We start from the raw sequence: 16,711 nt of genomic DNA, 5'->3' as shown, positions 1-16,711 counted from the left end.
GGAGGGCAGGGAGGCTCGTTCGACTTCAACGACCCGGCGGTGCAGCAGGTGTTGCAGGCGGGGCTGCCGCTCTTCGTGGGGTACGAGGCGACGGACGGCAGCGGGACGCCGGAGGGAGTGGAGCGGGGCGTGCGGCGCATCACGTTGCGTTCGACGGAGACGCCCAACCAGAACCCGGTGATGCAGGACGTGCTGTGGAACGACGCGCCGCTGTCCGGGCCGCTGCCGCTGGACGCGGAGGTGACGTTCACGCCGGTGCTGGGAGAGGGCAGCGAGGAGTCCTATTCCACGGCGGACGGGCTGAGGACGGAGCAGGTCTTCTACAGCTGGTTCGCGACGGGCGAGGGCGAGGTGGGGTCGTTCCGCTCGCTGGAGCCGGTGGACGGCAAGCCCGGCGACCCGACGACGACCTACACGACAGCCAAGACGCCCGAGCGCATCACTGTCTGGGTCGTGGCCCGCGATGGTCGTGGAGGCACGGATTGGACGACGCGCACGGTGGACGTGGGGCCCTGAGCGCCGGTCGGGCCATCACCGTGGTGGTCGGAGCGCTGCTCCTGGCGGGCTGCCTGCGAGGACAGGGAGCCCGGCCCTCTGCCTGGGAGGGAGACCGGAGCATCGCGTTTCCGCCGTTCCATGCGCAGTCCGCAGTACAGGTGTGGGGCAATGAGCAGGCGTATGTGCTGGACGGCAACCTGCTCAGGGCCGTCCAGGTCGCCATGGAGGACTTCTTCCCGAAGCAGTCCAAGGACACGCCGTGCTGGGGAAGACCGGAGGCGTATCGCTACCGTGTCATCCGTCAGGGAGACGTCTTCTTCATCCTGATCCACGAGGTCCCAGGCTCCTGTGGCGACGCCTTCATTGGCGTGGACACTGGCGCCCGCTACGCGGTCGGCCTCGACGGTCGGATTTTGCGGCGCAGTGTGGGCGCGGAACCGGAGGCACTGCCAGCGCCTCCGTCCGTGGATGCGGGAATCCTGGATGGGGCCGTGTTGGACGGTGGCGCCCCGTAGTCGGCCCCCGCTCACGGGACGATGGTGGGGGCGCTGTCGAAGAGGGCGTCGAACAGGGTGGTCTGGGGTGGACGCGTCCACTCCACGGCGACGGGGACGGGAAGGGCTGCGACTTCGGGCGGGAGCGGCGTGACGTGGAAGTGGGCCTCCAGTTCCCGGGCGATGATGCGCGAGGTGTCGCTCATGGGCGCGGGCAAGGGCGGCAGGTGCAGGTGGGCCTTGCCTCGCTTGCGTCCCGCGTAGTCGAACGTGAGTCCATACACCGTGTAGACCGGGGCCAGGATGCTCATGCAGCCCACGAGGGCCCAGGGCACGGGCTTCATGGGGATTCCCTTCGCGGGATAGACGGCGCAGCGCAAGGAGGCCTGGGAGGTCGTGCTGGCTTCCGCCAGGGTGAAGTCTGGCAGCAGCATGCCCAGCTGCCGCCGGAAGGCATCCCAGCGCTCATTCTGCTGTCGCACCTGCTCCCAACGTTCTTGGCGGCGCTTGTGTTCAGGATGGGCGTCGTCCAGGGACTCCTCGTACGAAGCAGGCCAGTAATGGCGAGCGAGGGTCAGCAGTTCATTCGTGCTGGGAGGCATGGCGCGAAGGCTCCAGCGTCAGAGTGTCACGTGTCCGAACAGCACCGGCGGCGCCCGTTCATCGCATTGCGCCCTGAACCGGGCTCCGGCAAGGGACGCCTCGAAGGTCGTTCGCAGCTGTGCCTTCATCAACTCTCAAAGCATTCCGAGCGGTGAGTCGATGGTGGCGGAGCCGAAGACTGCCTGAGAGGCCTCATTGATGCGGTCCGCCGCGATGCGCTGCGCCAGCGGTAGTGAGAGGACGCCTTGGTGGGTTCGCAGGGGCGTTTCAACGCCGAACCTGCACAGCACGGACTCGCTGGTGTTGGCGCGAGTAATCCGGATGTGGATGCAGGCGGCGCGCTGACCGCCTTCTTCCCCTGGCGTTGCTTCCCTCAGAGTCACGAAGCGGATCTGCCGGGGGAGAATCCGCCCCGTGACGAAGGTCCGGTCCGTGGGCCCGACACACGCCGCGCACAGGGACAGCACGGCTGCGACTTGAAGCCACCGTCGCCGTGCTGCCTGTGCCGCCATGGTTCACCCCGTCAGCCACGCGGACGCGCGGCCCAGGCCCTCCGCCACGGAGGTGAATGCGTCCGCCGTGCGCACCCGGTCCTCTCCGAAGCGCTTCACGTACAGCTCCCGCACCGCCGGAATCTGCGACGAACCGCCCGTCAGGAAGACCGCGTCAATCTCCCTGGCCTCCGGGTGCTTCGCCAACAGCCCTTCCGTGCACTGCGACAGTTCATCCAACAACGTGCGGCTTGCCGTCTCGAACTCCGCTCGCGTCATCGGCTCGTGCAGGTGGATGCGCGCGTCCTCGAAGTCGATGGTCGCCACGTCCTCGCTCGACAGCTTCACCTTCGTCGCTTCAATCGCCCGGAACAGCCGGTAGCCCAGGTTGTCCATCACCAGGTCGTAGAGCGCCTGGATTTCCGCGGGGTGGTCGCTCGTGTCGAGCATCACCTCCAGGAGTTCCTGCGTGGACTTCTCCCGGATGAAGGACATCTCGTGCCAGTTGAGCAGCTTCGCCAGCACGTGCTGCGGAATGGGCAGCCGCTTGTGGCTGAAGCCCTTCACCTTGTACGTGGACCCCGCCCCGAACTTCGGCAGCAGCTTGTGCCGCATGATCTCCGCGTCGAAGCGGTCACCACCGATGCGCACACCCGTGGACCCCACCACGTCCGGCCTGCGGTCCAGGTTCCCTCGCCGCGACGGGCCCAGCCGCATCAACGTCAGGTCCGTCGTGCCGGCGCCGAAGTCCGCCACCAGCACCAGCTCGTCCTTCTCGAGCCGCGCCTCGTACGCGAGCGCCGCGGCGATGGGCTCAATCAGGAACTGCACGTGCGTGAAGCCCGCGATCTCCGCCGCCTTGCGCAGCCGCTTCTCCGCCAGCGCGTCCGCGTCCGCATCCGGCGTGAAGACCGCGGGGCGGCCCAGCACCACCGCGTCCGGCGCCTCGCCCAGATGCGCCCCGGCTGACTCGCGCACGCGGCGCAGCAGGATGGCCACCAGATCCTCGATGGTGTACGTGCGCCCCTTCACCTGCGTGGCCCGGAAGGACGAGCTGTGCAGGAAGGACTTCACGGACTGGATGAACCGGCCGTTGTTGTCCTCCAGGTAGCGCTGGATGGCGTCCGCGCCGGTGAAGACCTCCCGCTCCTCCTCCGCGAAGAAGAGCACGGAGCGGAACAGCCGGGGCTCCGGGGTGTGGGGCTGCAGCGGCAACACGGTGCCGTCCGGCAGGGCCAGGGCGGTGTTGCTGGTTCCGAAGTCGAGTCCGCAGGCGCGCATGGGGGGGCGCCCCTTATCGCCATTCTTCCGGACGCGGTAGCCCCAAAGTGACTGTCTGCCGTGGGGCGTGCGGCCGGGCAGGCGCTCGTCGTGGGATGGCTTGGCGCTCCACGGGCCACCGCCATCTTTGCCCTGTCATCCCTTTGACAGGAGAACCCCATGAAATCGCGCGCAGCATGGCTGGGTGCCGGAGTCGTCGCACTCGCAGTGGGCACCACCGCCTGCCAGGACGGAGACCGCTCCCGCCAGGACACCGCGGAGAGGAACACCCCCGGACAGCAGGTGGAGCAGGCCCAGCTCCAGTCGGAGAAGGCCTTCGACGACGCACGTGACGCGCAGAAGGAGGCCTCCAGCCAGCAGCGCGAGGCCGCCCGCGCCCAGGAGGACGTGCAGCACAAGCAGCAGGAGCTCCAGGAGGCCCAGGCCAAGGCCCAGAAGGAATCCCAGGAGGCCCAGGCCAGCCAGCAGCAGGCGCAGGCCCGCACCCAGCAGGCCCAGTCCGTGGCCCAGCAGGCCCAGGCCAGCGCCCTGGAGGCCCAGCGCCGGACGCAGCAGAACTTCGCCACCCAGCAGCAGCAGGCCTCCAACGAGAACGCCACCGCGAACCAGCGCGTCGCGACCCAGGACGCCCAGCAGCAACAGGCCGCGAACCAGAACGCCGCCACGCAGCAGGCCGCCATCGCCCAGAACTCGCGGGCGGCACCCGCCCCGGGACAGCAGATCTCCGGCGACGTGCTCAGCGCGAGCGCACAGGAGGTGCTGGTGAGCCAGCGCGGAGAGCCGCAGCTGCGCCTGAAGGTGGGCCCCACCACGCAGGTGAAGGTGGATGGCCGGGCCGCGAGTGCCGCGGACATCCAGGAGGGCGCGCAGATCCGCGCCTCCTACACCACGGACGCGAGCAGCGGCGAGCCGGAGGCCCTGAGCATCGACGCCACGTCCCGCGCGCAGCCGGTCGCGCCCGCACCGGCGGAGAGCGGCGAGTCCTCGCCCGGCGTGCCCCGGTCACCGTGACTCCAGACATGCCACGGCCCCGTGCCTTCGCGCTTCCCAACGCGAGGGGACGGGGCCGTGCCGTGTCGTGTCGCAGACTTGTTGCTACCCGCGCGTTACGCGGCCAGCTCGGCCTGGTCCAGGCCGGCCTCGGCCATCAGGTTCGCCAGCTCCGCCTTCAGCTTGTCCTTGGCGCGGATCTCCAGCTGGCGGGCGCGCTCGCGGGAGAAGCCGAAGTGCTCGCCCAGCTCGCTCAGGGTCATCTCCGAGTCGCTCATCACGCGCTGCTCGATGATGAAGCGCTCGCGCGGATCCAGGCGCGTCAGTGCGCGCTGCACCAGGTTGCGGGTGAGGCCCGCCTGCTGCCGGTCGGCGACCTCGTCCGCGTGGGAGGCGGCATCGGACTCCACGAAGTCCAGGTGCGTGGCGTCGCCGTCCTCGCCCACCGGCGCGTCCAGGGACAGGTCCCGGCCGCCCATGCGCTGCTCCATCTCACGCACTTCCGTGGGCTTCACGTTCAGCTTCTTGGCGATTTCGTCCGCGTTGACGATGTGGCCGTCGCCGGCGCCCAGCTTCTCCAGCTCGCGGCGCGTGCGGGCCAGGCTGAAGAACAGCCGGCGCTGCGCCTGCGTGGTGCCCAGCTTCACCAGGCTCCAGTTGCGGAGCACGTAGTTCTGGATGTACGCGCGGATCCACCACACCGCGTAGGAGATGAGGCGGATGCCCTTCTCAGGGTCGAACTTCTGCACCGCCTTCATCAGGCCGATGTTCGCCTCCTGGATGAGGTCGGACATCTTCAGGCCGTAGGAGCGGTACTCGTACGCAACCTTCACCACGAAGCGCAGGTTGCTCGTCACCAGGCGGTGGCCCGCGGACAGGTCGCCCGCGCGGAAGGCGCGCGACAGCGACTGCTCATCCTGCGGGTTCAGCAGCGGGTACTGGTTGATCTCCGAGAGGTACGTGGAGAGCGAGTCGGCGGAAGAGAAGGAGCTGGAAGCCTGCATGGGGGTCTCTCTCGGGGAAGAGGGCGGTGTGTGCGACCGCCGTTTGCTGCGACGGGGAGACCTTTAGCAACGCACGGGCCAATGCCAGCCGACGGGCAACCTCAATGATTCCAGGCCGTTGCGCGATTTGGCTTCGATGCTTAGGGCGGAACCCGGCACTTTTTACAGCGAGGGGTTCCGACACTTCTTCCGGGTGCCCCGAAGGGAGGGTTGCCTGCCCTCCGACCCGGGCACAGGGCGGATCACATCCAGCAGGGATGTGGGCACGCCCCGGCCCCCACACCAGGGGACCGGGGCGCCGGGTGTCCGGAAGGTGGCGGCCTGCTCAGGGGGCCACGGGCGTGAGCTCGTAGCCCACGTTCACCTGAACCGCCGCGGGCAGGCAGGCGGGGGCGTCACCGGGGTGGGTGACCTTCCAGCAGAGCTGGTTACCGGGCGTGCCTGAGACATCCACGGTGACGCTGTCCGCCCCGCGCATGAGCGGCAGCGGGTGCCAGGTGGGCGTGGGGTTGGAGGTGCAGACGCCGTCGCCGCACACCTGGCAGTCGGTGGCCAGCGCATAGGAGGGCGCGGGCTGGCTGGTGGCGCAGCCTGTCGGCACGGTGTCCGTCTTCGTGAAGCGCACGCGGGACACGGCGCAGCTTGCGTCCAGAGGGTTCAACACCTTCGAGCGCGCGGCCATGGGGGCCTGACCCTGGAACAGGAAGACGGCGTCGTTGAAGTCGCGGTCGCCGCCGCCATTGAGGTCCTCAAAGCCCAGCATCCACTGGCCCGGCACGGTCGTGGGCGCCGTCATTAGCACGTGCGGCATGCGGAGGTTGCCCGACGCGGGGACGGTGGCGCCTTCCTTGGGAAGGACGAGACGCCCGTAATACGGATCCGCCATGCGCTGCAGCACGAACGAATCCATCCAGCCACACAGCTTCTGGCTGGTCGCCACCACGGCGCAGGCCTTCGAGGAGGACTGGGCGTGGTCCGGGTCACACTGGTCGGAGAAGGCGCAGCCGATGTTCCGCTGCAGCGTCGGCATCCGGCCCACGGGGTCCTGATCCAGGTTCCACTTCGCCTTGGAGAAGAAGACGGACAGGGGCGTCTTCAGGTGCAGCGTGCACTTGAGGTTGGCGTCCCTGCGCAGGCACGGGAAGACGGTGCCGTCGTCCAGGTAGTGGGCCGCGTCGAAGGCGGTGACGAGGAAGAAGACCATCTCCTTGCCTCCCTGGATGAGCCCCAGGTCCACCGTGCGGTCCTTGCGGGTGATGCCCGGATCCGGGTTGACGGACCGCACCAGGCCCCGCGTGTCGTACCGGGACACGTCGTAGTCCGGGATGCCGTCCTCGAAATCATCGGCGTCCGGCACCAGACCCATCGCGCGATAGGTGGTCAGGTTGCTGTCGTCCTCGGTGCTCAGGAAGACCAGCGAGCCCATTCCCATGAAGTTGTTGGTGGGGTGGGCGGGCTCCAGCAGGTTGGGGATGTGCGGGAAGAGGCCGTTGTCGGAGAAGCCGGTGCCCGCGTTCGCGGAGGGAACGGGGGGGGACGGTCCCCACGATGTCGGCGGTGATGTTGTAGGCGGAGGAGGTGCGGCCGGGACGGGCATCCGTCAGGTCCTGGCTGGTGAAGAAGGCCGAAGCGCAGACCGAGTTGAGCGCCAGCTCCGGCTGGCGGAAGAGGAAGCCACCGGACGTGAAGGTCCGGCTACAGCGGGGGCTCACGCCGATGTACGGGCGGGCCTGGACGCCGGAGGGCGGGGCCAGGTTGTAGAGGTCTTCGTGCAGGTCCGCGATGCCATTGCCGTTGGCATCCACCAGGTCGCCCTGGGCGTTGACGTAGCCGCGAGCGACGAGGTCGTCGTAGTACACGTAGCCGAACGCGTGCGTGGCCTCCGATTCCTTGGCGATGAAGGTGACGCTCAGCTCCTGGTCCGTCGCGAACACGATGCGCTCCGGGGACCTGGGGGCCAAAGGAGCGGTCAACCACAGCTCCTGCCAGGACGCGGCGCCAGCGTTCTCCAGCAGCTCGAAGCCCGAGTCCACGAACGGCGGCTGACGGTTCACCGCCAGGTCCTGGGCGACGCTGAAGCCGAACGACGAAGAGATGGACTGGCCATGGCTGCTGGTGACCGTGACGGCCACCGGCGTGGTGTCCTCCGCCAGGCACTGCGGCGCGGTCCAGGTCTGGAGGCTCGAGGTCCCGGTGTCCACCTGCGTCCCCAGGGTGCCCGCGCTGGCGTCCCAGGAGAACGTCAGCGGATTCCCGTGGGGATCCGTGGCCAGGATGCCCACCTCCGCGGTGCCGCCGGGAGGCAGGACCGCCGAGGACTGCGAGAAGCCGTTGAGCCGCGGCAGCACATGGCCGGGCTGGGTTCCCCCGGGGGGCATCGCGTGGGCCGCGCGCGGTGAGGCAATGACAAGCAGGAACCCCCCGGCCACGAAGGCCAGGAGGCGAAGAAGATGAGGCTGCAAGGACAGACTCCTCGGGGTGAAGACGGCCCCGAGGGTCTATCAGATGGAGATGACGGGCATCTCCAGCGGTGGCCAATCCCTGGCTGTCAGGGATTGACGGGTCCGGACTCGTAGCCGATGTCCACGTTGTTGATGGTGGCCTGGCACGGACCGTTCCCGGCGGTCAGGTCCGCCTTCCAGCAGAGCTGATGGCCGGGAGTGCCGGACACGTCGAGCACGGCGTCCCGGTTCCAGTCGAACGTCACCGGATGCCAGGTGGGCGTGGGATTGGGAATGCACGTGCCGGCGAGGCACAAGCGGCAGTCGGTGGCCACCGCGTAGTGGATGGCGACAGGAGGGGCGCAGGTGGGGTCCTGGGCGTCGTCCTTGTGGATGTACACCTGTTGGATGGCGCAGCTGGGGGCCGCGGGGCTCAGCACGGTGGAGCGCACGCGGCCGGCCGTGGGCGCCTGGTTGCGCAGCATGAAGACGACGTCGTTGAAGTCCCGGTCGCCTCCACCCGGGAGGTCCTCGAAGGCCAGGAGCCACCGGTCGGACGCGGGGCCCACGTTGCCCAGCACGGCGTGGGGCATGACGAGGTTGCCCGGCGCGGCGACGGTGGTGGCGGCCATGGGCAGGGTCGTGTTGCCGTAGGGCAACGTTCCCATGCGGGTCCGGGTCCCGGAATCCAACCACCCGCACAACTTCTGGCTGGTACCGGCCAGGGTACAGGCGCGCGGAGACGAGTTCGGGTTGGTCCGGTTGCAGGCCTCGTCGTAATCACAACCCATGTTCCGGGACACGACGGGGTTCTGGCCCATGAAGTCCTGATCCAGGTTCCACTTCGCCTTGGAGAAGAACACGTTGATGGGCGTCCTCAGGTGCAGCGTGCACTTGAGGTCGGCATCCCTGCGCAGGCAGGGATGGACCATGCCCGCGTCCGTGTTGTGGATCGGCTCGAAGGCGGAGACGAGGAAGAAGACCACCTCCTGTCCGCCCGGGATGACGCCCAGGTCCACCGTGCGGTCGTAGGTCGTGATGCCGGGATCCGGGTTGAAGGCCCTCGGACGGCCATGGCCGTCATAGGCGGAGACGTCGTAGTCGGGGACGCCGTCGTTCACCTCCGTCGCGTCAGCGACGGCGCCCAGCCCCTGGTAGGTCTCCCTGTCGGAGTCGTCGTCAGCCAGGAGGAAGGCCAGGTGGCCGATGCCCATGTTGTTGTTGGACGCGTGGGCGGGCTCCAGCAGGTTGGGGATTCGCGTGAAGAGCCCGTTGTCCGAATAGCTGGTGCCGGCCGCTCCCAGCTGGGTGCTCCCGACGACGTCGACGATGATGTTGTAGGCGGAGGAGGTGCGGCCGGGACGGGCATCCGTCATGTCCCGGTTGGTGAGGAAGGCCGAAGCGCAGGTCGAGTTGAGCGCCAGGTCCGGCTGGCGGTAGGTGAAGCCACGGGACGTGAAGGTCTGGGAACAGCGGGGGCTCACGCCGATGTACGGGCGGGCCTGGGCACCGGAGGGCGGGGCCAGGTTGTAGAGGTCCTCGTGCAGGTCCGCGATGCCGTTGCCATTGCCATCCACCAGGTCGCCCTGGGCGTTGACGTAGCCGCGCGCCTGCAGGTCGCTCACGTACAGGTAGCCCAGCGCGTGGCTCGCGCCGGCGCTTTCGTACACGAAGCTGATGGTGACGTTCTGGTCCGACGGGAACACGATGGAGTCCACCGACGTGGGCGTCCAGAACGGGTTCACCGACCGCAGCGTCTTCTGCGGGGTGAGCGTCACCTGCTGGAGTTGGTCGAACCCCGCGGCGGTGAACGCGGGCTGCACGTCCTCGTACAGGTCCCCGGGGCCGCAGGTGTCGGCCGCCTGGGCCGGACGCAGCGAGGGAATGACAAACAACGCGCTCCCGGCCACGAGGGCCAGGAGACGGGAGGGATTCGGGTGCAAGGACAGACTCCTCGGATGAAGATGGCTCCCAGGGTCTATCAGAAATAACAAGGAAGACGGCTCTGTCTGGGTGTGTCAGGCTTCACCCATGAAGACGACCCGTCTGCCCTTGCTCCCCCTTGTTCGTCAGGTCAACGCCTTGCGCAGCCGTTTGGGGATGGCCTCCGCGTGCCAGCGCTGCACCTCGCGGGCGATTTCGGCGGAGCGCTCCGCGCGCTCGTCGCGGGCCTGGGGCAGCAGCTTTCGCGCGGCCTTGCGCTGGCCGGGCGGGGCCTCCGCGGCGGCGCGCTCGAAGAGCTCCAGGCGCACGTCCGCGTCGTGCAGCTCGCCCAGGCCGTCCTGGAGTGGCACCAGGACCTCCAGCAGCGCGCCCACGGTGCGGCGGAAGGCGGGCTGGAAGATCTCCAGCTCATAGCGCAGCTTCTTCAAATCCTTGCGCAGGGCGTGGGCGGAGGCCGCGTCCGGCGCGTCCGCGTAGCGCTCCAGGCGCTTCTCCACTCGGCGCAGTCGCTGGCGCAGGTGGCTTCGCACGCGCTTGCCGGCGAAGCGGTGGGCGTCCTCCAGCGTGTCCACCTTCTTGAGGAGGCGCGGCACGGTGTGGTCCGTCCAGCGCTCCAGCTCCGCGCGCAGCTTCTTCTCCCGGGACTTCAGGCCGGACAGGTGGGACTCGCGCAGGCCGGCCAGCGCCTTGCTCGCGTCCTTCTTGCCCTTCGCGGCGGTGTCCAACCACTTGTCCTGGACGTGCAGGTCCCTCACGTCGCCCAGCGCGTCCTGGAGGCGCTTCACGTCCGTCTCCAGCCGGGTGAGCTTGCCGGTGGCCTGGAACACCTGGAGCGCGGCGCGCAGGCGGCGGGTGGCCACGCGCATGTCGTGCACGCCGTCCTCGCCCAGCTCGTCGTCCAGCTGGGATTCGGGGTGGCGCACGTCGGCGAGCCGGCCGGCGAGGATGCGGCGGGCGGCGTCGCCCAGCGCGGTGTCGGGGCCCAGGCCCCGGATGGGAGTGGGAGGCGGCATGGCGGGTCAGTCCTCCTTGAGGGCGTATTGTTGAACCATGCGCTCCGCGGCGTCCGGGCCCTCCCAACCGAGGATGCGCGCGTCCTTGTCCGCGAAGTGCACCACCGCGAGGAAGAAGTGCTCCAGCTCCTCGCGCTCGCGCTTGGACAGGTCCTGATAGGAATTGAGGTCGTCCGAGCGGGTGGCGTTCACCGGGACGAGCAGCAGGCGGTCATTGCGCTCGCGTTCGCCGTTCGTCGCGCCCTTCGGCTTCTGGTCCACCAGGAGCACGCCCAGGGGCCGGCAGGGCAGCACCACGCCGGGCCAGGTGGGCACGTCCCAGTACACCAGCGCGTCCAGCGGGTCTCCGTCCGGGCCCTTCGTGCTGGGGATGAAGCCCCAGTCGAATGGGTAACGGAAGCCGCGCGTCAGCGGCCGGGACAGCGTGAAGGCCTGGAGCTTCGAGTCGTATTTCAGCTTCACCGTCGAACCGCGGGGCGACTCGACGACGACGTGCAACGCATCCTGAGCGCCGCGCAGGGGCAGGCGGGTGAAGTCGGTGGCCATGGACCTTCAGGCTGGGGTCGCCGTTCCGTCTCCGGCAAGTGCCCCCGTGCCAGGGGGTTTCACTCGCCAACCTTGGGGGGCGCCGAGCGCCTACCAGCGCCCGGAATACAGCCGCATTCCGAGCGTCAGCAACAGTCCGATGCCGGTGAGCGCGAGCCCTGCGATGGCCTTCTTCCGGTCGATGCGGGGCGAGTCGGCATGCCGGTTGCGCACCAGGCTCACGGTGTTGAGCACCAGCGACACGACGTGGACCGCGTAGCACATGGGAATCACCGAGATGACGCCCATGAACAGGCCCGAGTTCGCCAGTGAGAGGCCGGGGGCCTTCGCCTGCACGGCGATGGTGTGGCCCCGCAGCTCCCAGCAGTCCGGGCACAGCGGCAGCGACTCCCTGCGGACGCGGTGCTCACAGCGCGGGCACATGAACGCGCCGCAACGGGTGCACACCTGGTTCGCGACGCTGTCGTCGTGCCGCGCGCAGAGGGCGTGAGCCGGAGCTTCGTTCGCGTCCAGGCTCTCACCGTCATCCCGTGCTGGAGACTTCAGCCCGGCCAGGAAGTGGCCCGTGATGGCATGCGCGGCGGGACCGTTGGGGATGGCGAGCGAGATGTTGTCCGGGTCGATGCGCCGCACCTTGGGTCCCCGGCCGCGCAGGAAGAAGACCCAGGCGAGCACGGGGATGGCCACGCTCGATGCCAGCGCGACCAGGCCCTGCCATTCGGGCACGTCGGATGCCAACAGGCAGAACGCCAGGATGAGCAGCGCGATGGCGGCCAACACCGACACGGCCATGATGACCTGTCCGCGCTTCCACCGGCTCCAGGCCTCTTCCGTGAAGGGAAGGGTGCCATTCACCCGCTTCGTCATCACGGACGCGACGATGATGGCGATGAGCAGGTTGAGGAGGGCGAGGAAGCCAATCCAGCGCGGATACCAGGTGAAGTTCACCGGCTTGAAGACCACGCCCTGCCGCTCACCCGTGACGATGCAGATGGCTGGCAGGTCGAACTCGTTCAGCTCCCCGGAGGGGATGTCGATGTGATGCATCGCGGAGACTTGTAGTCCACCGCGTGCAACGCATTCCAGTCACCGCCCGGCGCTAATGCAGGGGCCGGCCCAGGGGCGGCTCCGGCTGACGGCGCGCCACCAGCTTCCGTGTGGCGCGCGCCGCGGCCAGTCCTCCCAACGTGTACCAGGCCACGGTGAGCAGCGACGTGGACGGGCGGGCCTGGGACGGCTTGCGGCCCAAGCCCAGCTTCGGAGGCAGCACCACCGCGCCCAGGCCGGCGAGCAGGCCCAGCGTGGCGCCGCGCAGGTACGGCCGCTTGGGACGTCCCAGGGCCACGAGCGAGAAGAAGAGGCCGTTGGAAAGGACGTCGCCCGCCAATGTCTGGCGATGCAGCTGGCGTCCCTTCGCGGGCTCGCCGCCGAAGAAGCGGACGCCCTTCTCCAGGGAGCGCATGCCCAGCACGTCCATGCGCGGCGGGTGCTTCAACACGCGCCGGGCGCTCTCGTGCACCAGCGTGAGCGCGGCGGCGCCGACGAGGCCAGGCCCCAGGGCTCGGAACACGATGCGGGGCGGAGCGGCAGGTTCGATCATGCCTTCCAAGCTAGGCACCGCGCGCACGGGATTCCCGTCCGCGGGCGCCTGCCCGCCTGCCCGGGGTCCCGTTGTGCCCGCGCGTCAGGAACTGCAGCTCACCACCAGGTGCCGTCCCCACGTCGGCGGCGAGGCCGCGTAGGCCTCCTGGCCGGGGTGTTCGTCGAAGGGCGCGGACACCAGCGCGAGCACGCGGTCCACCTCCGCGAAGTCGCCTTCCTGTGCCCGGGCGATGGCCTGCTGCGCCACCCAGTTGCGCAGCACGTACTTCGGGTTGACGCGGTCCAGGCGCGCGTGGCGTTCGCCGTCCACGCTCCCTTCCGACTCCAGCCGCGCCCGGTAGCGCTCGGCCCACCCGTCGAAGCCCTCCGGCGGCAGGAAGTGGTCGCGAAGCGCGTCGTTGCGAGCACCCGGGCTGGAGTCGAACCGGTTCAGCGCGCGGAAGAAGCGCGTGTAGTCCACGTGCGAGCCGGCCATCAGCGAGAACAGGTCCTCCAGGAGCGAGCGGTCCTCGTCGCGGGCCTCCGTCAGGCCCAGCTTCTCTCGCATGCGCGTCAGGAAGTGCCGCGCGAACGTGGGCTGGAAGAGCGTCAGCGTGGCGCGCGCCTCGTCCTCGGTGATGAGCGTGAGCAGCGCCTCGCCCAGGCAGGCCAGGTTCCACAGCGCGACGCGCGGCTGCTGGTCGAACGCGTAGCGGCCCTGGTGGTCGGAGTGGTTGCAGACGAAGCCGGGGTCGAAGTCGTCCAGGAACCCATAGGGGCCGTAGTCCAGCGTGAGCCCCAGGATGGACATGTTGTCGGTGTTCATCACGCCGTGCGCGAAGCCCACCGCCTGCCAGCGCGCCACCAGCTCCGCGGTGCGCTCCACCACCTCCGCGAAGAAGCGCGCGTAGCGGCCCTCCTGGCCCGCGAGGTGCGGGAAGTGCGCGGTGATGACGTGGTCCGCGAGCGTGGCCACGTGGCCGGGCTGCTCGGTGTGGTGGAAGAACTCGAAGGTGCCGAAGCGCACGTGCGACGGGGCCAGGCGCACCAGCATGGCGCCGGTCTCCACCTCCTCGCGGTACACCGGCGTGCGGCTGCCCAGGATGCACAGGGCCCGCGTGGTGGGGATGCCCAGCGCGTGCAGGGCTTCTCCGGCCAGGTACTCGCGCACGGTGGAGCGCAGCACCGCGCGCCCGTCACCTCCGCGCGAGAAGGGCGTGGGCCCGCCGCCCTTCAGCTGCAGGTCCCATCTGTCGCCGTCCGGGCCGCGCGCCTCGCCCAGGAGCAGCGCGCGGCCGTCTCCCAGGCGCGGCACGTACACGCCGAACTGGTGCCCCGCGTACACCATGGCCAGGGGCTCCATGCCGGGCAGCGGCGTGGCCCCGCCGAACACGCGCGCGAACTCCGGGCGCGCGACCTCCTCCGCGTCCAATCCCAAGAGCCGCAGGGCCGCCGGGTTCACGCTCACCACGTACGCGTCAGGGAAGGGCGCGGGGGCCACCCGGGCGGCGAACCCAGGGGGCAGGCGGGCGTAGCTGTTGTCGAAGACGAGCTGTTCGAGCGAGGCCATGGATGGAAACAACAGACGTCAGGGAATCTGCATGCCCCGCTGGACCGCGGGACGGCTGCCCACGCGGTGCAGGTACTGGAGGATGTTGGGCAGGTTGTTGAAGAGCTCCGGGAAGAAGTCCCGCGAGCCCTTCAGCCACGGGTACGTGGCGATGTCCGCGATGGAGTACGTGGTGGCCAGGTAGTCCCGCGACGACAGCTGCTGCTCCACCACGCCCAGGACGCGCTTCGCCTCGGCCTCGAAGCGGTCGATGGCGTAGGGAATCTTCGCGGAGGCGTAGCGCCCGAAGTGGTTGAGCTGGCCGAGGGTGGGCCCCAGGCCGCTCATCTGGAACATCAGCCACTGCGTCACTTCCGCCTTGCCGCGCGGATCCGCTGGCATCAGCGCGCCCGTCTTCTCCGCCAGGTACAGCAGGATGGCGCCGGACTCGAAGAGGGCGAACGGCCGTCCACCCGGCGCGTCGTGGTCCACGATGGCCGGAATCTTGTTGTTGGGATTGATGGCCAGGAACTCGGGCTTGAACTGCTCGCCCTTGGAGATGTCCACCGAGTGCGTCTTGTAGGGGATGCCCAGCTCTTCCAGGGCGATGGAGATCTTGCGGCCGTTGGGGGTCTTGAACGTGTACAGGTCGATCATGCCTTCACTCCCGTGAGCTCTTCGCTCACCTGCCAGAGCCGCTCCGCGAGCGCTTCGTCCCGGGCGGCGGACGACGGCTTCGCCTTGCGGCATTTGATGAAGTATTCGCCGCTGACGCCCGCCACCTCCGGCGACGACGCCAGGTAGATGGACGTCCTCGCGCCCTTTTCAGGGGAGAGCATGAAGGGCGAGGCCAGCTTGATGAGGTGCTTGAAGAAGCCCTGGCTGTTGTGCCCGAAGCCCGTGCGCACCGCGCCGGGGTGCAGTGAATTCGCGGTCACCTGCGTGCCGGCCAGCCGCTTCGTCAGCCCACGCGAGAAGAGGATGTTGCTGAGCTTGGCGTTGCCATAGACGCGGATGCCGTCGTAGCGACGCTTCTCCGTCTGCGGGTCGTCCAGGAAGTCCGAGTACGCCAGCCGGTGTCCTTCCGAGGACACGTTGATGATGCGCGCGGGGCCGCTCGCCACCAGCAGGTCTCGCAGCAGGTGGGTGAGGAGGAAGTGGGACAGGTGGTTCGTGGCGAACGTGGCCTCGTAGCCGTCCACCGTCACCTGCCGCCGGTCGATGATGAGGCCCGCGTTGTTGATGAGCACGTCCAGCCGCGGGTGGCGGTCGCGGAACGCCTTCGCCAGGTCGCGCACGGACTGGAGGGAGGACAGGTCCGCGAGCAGCGTCTCCACCTGCGCTCCGGGAGCGGCCTCGCGCACCGCGGCGACCGTGGCCGCCGTGCGGGCCTCATCCCTGCCGGACAGCACCAGCGTGGCTCCCCGCCGCGCCAGCGCCTTGGCCGTCTCCTGGCCAATGCCACCGGTAGCCCCGGTGATGAGGCACACCTTGCCGTCGAGACGGTCTTCGGGAAGCCCTGCCGCCATGGGACGCGTCCTCCTGGAATCCGGGGACGCGTTCTATACGCTCCCCGCCTTCCCCGCGCAGGAGAACCTGCCAGGGAGGCGGAAGCGGGTGGCGTCAGGCGTCAGGTGGAGGCCTGGCTGATGTCCTCGGCCTGACGGCCCCGGCGGTTGCCGCCCTTGGGAGGCAGGGTGGCGCCCGCGCGCGCGTCGCCGTTGAGGTGGCTCTCCAGGAACCAGAGGTCCTCCTCGGTCTCGCCCAGGGTCTGGGTGAGGATGTCCGCGGTGACGGGGTCGTTCGCCTCGTCGGACTTGTTGATGCCGTCGCGGAGGCTGGCGGCGTAGCGGCCCACGCGCTCGACCAGCGCGCGGATGTGGGCCTCGCCGTCCACGGCCTGGAGGTCGTACTCGGGCAGCTGGCTGTTGTTGGTGGCCAGGCGGATGGTGCCCTGGGCGTAGCCGCCCAGCGCGCCCGCACGCTCGGCGTAGGAGTCCGCGTGCTTGCGCGCGTGCTTGGCCACTTCGTCGAAGAGCAGGTGGCGGCTGTAGAAGTGCGTGCCGCGGATGTTCCAGTGGGCCTGCTTCACCTGCCAGTGCAGGTCGATGGCGTTGGCGAGCAGCGTGTTGAGCATGTCGATGAGCTCTTCGCGCGCGTCCTGGGGAAGGTTCACGTGGCTGGTCGTGTACATGGTCCTGGTCCCTCGCTGGTGGGGTGCGCGCGGCAGGCCGTCGGCATGACGTCTCGGCGCTTCCCACAGGGTGGGGATGGGC

At 69.1% G+C, this 16,711-nt stretch carries 16 protein-coding genes and 1 pseudogene; 3 read left to right on the top strand and 14 right to left on the bottom strand.

Going from position 1 to position 16,711, the window contains the following annotated elements; all coding sequences use genetic code 11:
* A pseudogene (locus D7V77_RS21545) lies at nt 1-516 on the top strand (hypothetical protein); the annotation flags it as partial.
* The gene (locus D7V77_RS21540; protein WP_120578172.1) at nt 483-1,013 is read left to right on the top strand and encodes a hypothetical protein; all 531 of its coding nucleotides are present in this window, start codon (nt 483-485) and stop codon (nt 1,011-1,013) included. The pseudogene D7V77_RS21545 and the gene D7V77_RS21540, both read left to right, overlap by 34 nt.
* An 11-nt stretch (nt 1,014-1,024) precedes the next feature.
* Here D7V77_RS21540 and D7V77_RS21535 read toward each other — a convergent pair whose 3' ends face one another.
* On the bottom strand, nt 1,025-1,594 hold the full coding sequence (locus tag D7V77_RS21535) for a hypothetical protein (RefSeq protein WP_120578171.1): 570 nt from the start codon (nt 1,592-1,594) through the stop codon (nt 1,025-1,027).
* A 516-nt stretch (nt 1,595-2,110) separates the two neighbouring features.
* On the bottom strand, nt 2,111-3,367 hold the full coding sequence (locus D7V77_RS21525) for an Hsp70 family protein (protein WP_120578170.1): 1,257 nt from the start codon (nt 3,365-3,367) through the stop codon (nt 2,111-2,113).
* Between the two features lie 159 nt (nt 3,368-3,526).
* On the opposite strand from D7V77_RS21525, the gene D7V77_RS21520 reads away from it, so the two are divergent.
* A complete protein-coding gene (locus D7V77_RS21520) occupies nt 3,527-4,378 on the top strand; it encodes a hypothetical protein (RefSeq protein ID WP_120578169.1) in 852 nt (283 codons plus the stop codon).
* Between the two features lie 95 nt (nt 4,379-4,473).
* Here D7V77_RS21520 and D7V77_RS21515 read toward each other — a convergent pair whose 3' ends face one another.
* From D7V77_RS21515 to dps, 12 genes are all read right to left on the bottom strand, one after another.
* Nucleotides 4,474-5,361: an RNA polymerase factor sigma-32 gene (locus tag D7V77_RS21515; protein ID WP_120578168.1), complete on the bottom strand. Its 888-nt coding sequence runs from the start codon at nt 5,359-5,361 to the stop codon at nt 4,474-4,476.
* A 325-nt stretch (nt 5,362-5,686) separates the two neighbouring features.
* Nucleotides 5,687-6,787, bottom strand: coding sequence for a DUF4114 domain-containing protein (locus D7V77_RS21510; protein ID WP_158624457.1), 1,101 nt, complete (start codon nt 6,785-6,787; stop codon nt 5,687-5,689).
* Nucleotides 6,702-7,823, bottom strand: a complete 1,122-nt coding sequence (locus D7V77_RS43805; protein ID WP_158624456.1) for a hypothetical protein — start codon at nt 7,821-7,823, stop codon at nt 6,702-6,704. The genes D7V77_RS21510 and D7V77_RS43805 overlap by 86 nt, the downstream gene beginning before the upstream one ends.
* 86 nt (nt 7,824-7,909) lie before the next feature.
* On the bottom strand, nt 7,910-9,745 hold the full coding sequence (locus tag D7V77_RS21500) for a DUF4114 domain-containing protein (protein ID WP_120578165.1): 1,836 nt from the start codon (nt 9,743-9,745) through the stop codon (nt 7,910-7,912).
* Nucleotides 9,746-9,871: 126 nt separating this feature from the next.
* A complete protein-coding gene (locus D7V77_RS21495) occupies nt 9,872-10,759 on the bottom strand; it encodes a CHAD domain-containing protein (RefSeq protein WP_120578164.1) in 888 nt (295 codons plus the stop codon).
* A gap of 6 nt (nt 10,760-10,765) precedes the next feature.
* Nucleotides 10,766-11,305 carry an inorganic diphosphatase gene (locus D7V77_RS21490; RefSeq protein WP_120578163.1) on the bottom strand — a complete coding sequence of 180 codons (540 nt, stop codon included), beginning with the start codon at nt 11,303-11,305 and terminating at the stop codon, nt 10,766-10,768.
* A gap of 90 nt (nt 11,306-11,395) precedes the next feature.
* Nucleotides 11,396-12,352: a B-box zinc finger protein gene (locus D7V77_RS21485; RefSeq protein ID WP_120578162.1), complete on the bottom strand. Its 957-nt coding sequence runs from the start codon at nt 12,350-12,352 to the stop codon at nt 11,396-11,398.
* 52 nt (nt 12,353-12,404) lie between these two features.
* Entirely contained in the window at nt 12,405-12,905 is a 501-nt protein-coding gene (locus tag D7V77_RS21480) for a hypothetical protein (RefSeq protein ID WP_120578161.1), read from the bottom strand.
* Nucleotides 12,906-12,989: 84 nt separating this feature from the next.
* The gene (locus tag D7V77_RS21475; protein WP_120578160.1) at nt 12,990-14,456 is read right to left on the bottom strand and encodes a YdiU family protein; all 1,467 of its coding nucleotides are present in this window, start codon (nt 14,454-14,456) and stop codon (nt 12,990-12,992) included.
* Nucleotides 14,457-14,474: 18 nt separating this feature from the next.
* Entirely contained in the window at nt 14,475-15,092 is a 618-nt protein-coding gene (locus D7V77_RS21470) for a glutathione S-transferase family protein (protein WP_120578159.1), read from the bottom strand.
* Nucleotides 15,089-15,964: an SDR family oxidoreductase gene (locus D7V77_RS21465; protein WP_120578158.1), complete on the bottom strand. Its 876-nt coding sequence runs from the start codon at nt 15,962-15,964 to the stop codon at nt 15,089-15,091. The genes D7V77_RS21470 and D7V77_RS21465 overlap by 4 nt, the downstream gene beginning before the upstream one ends.
* 101 nt (nt 15,965-16,065) lie before the next feature.
* Entirely contained in the window at nt 16,066-16,629 is a 564-nt protein-coding gene (gene dps / locus D7V77_RS21460; protein ID WP_120578157.1) for a DNA starvation/stationary phase protection protein Dps, read from the bottom strand.
* Between the last annotated feature and the right edge of the window lie 82 nt (nt 16,630-16,711).

The organism is Corallococcus sp. CA041A (assembly GCF_003612075.1).
Classification (GTDB): Bacteria; Myxococcota; Myxococcia; order Myxococcales; family Myxococcaceae; genus Corallococcus; species Corallococcus exiguus.
Note: the sequence above shows the minus strand (reverse complement) of the source record. Positions and strands in the feature narration are given on the sequence as shown.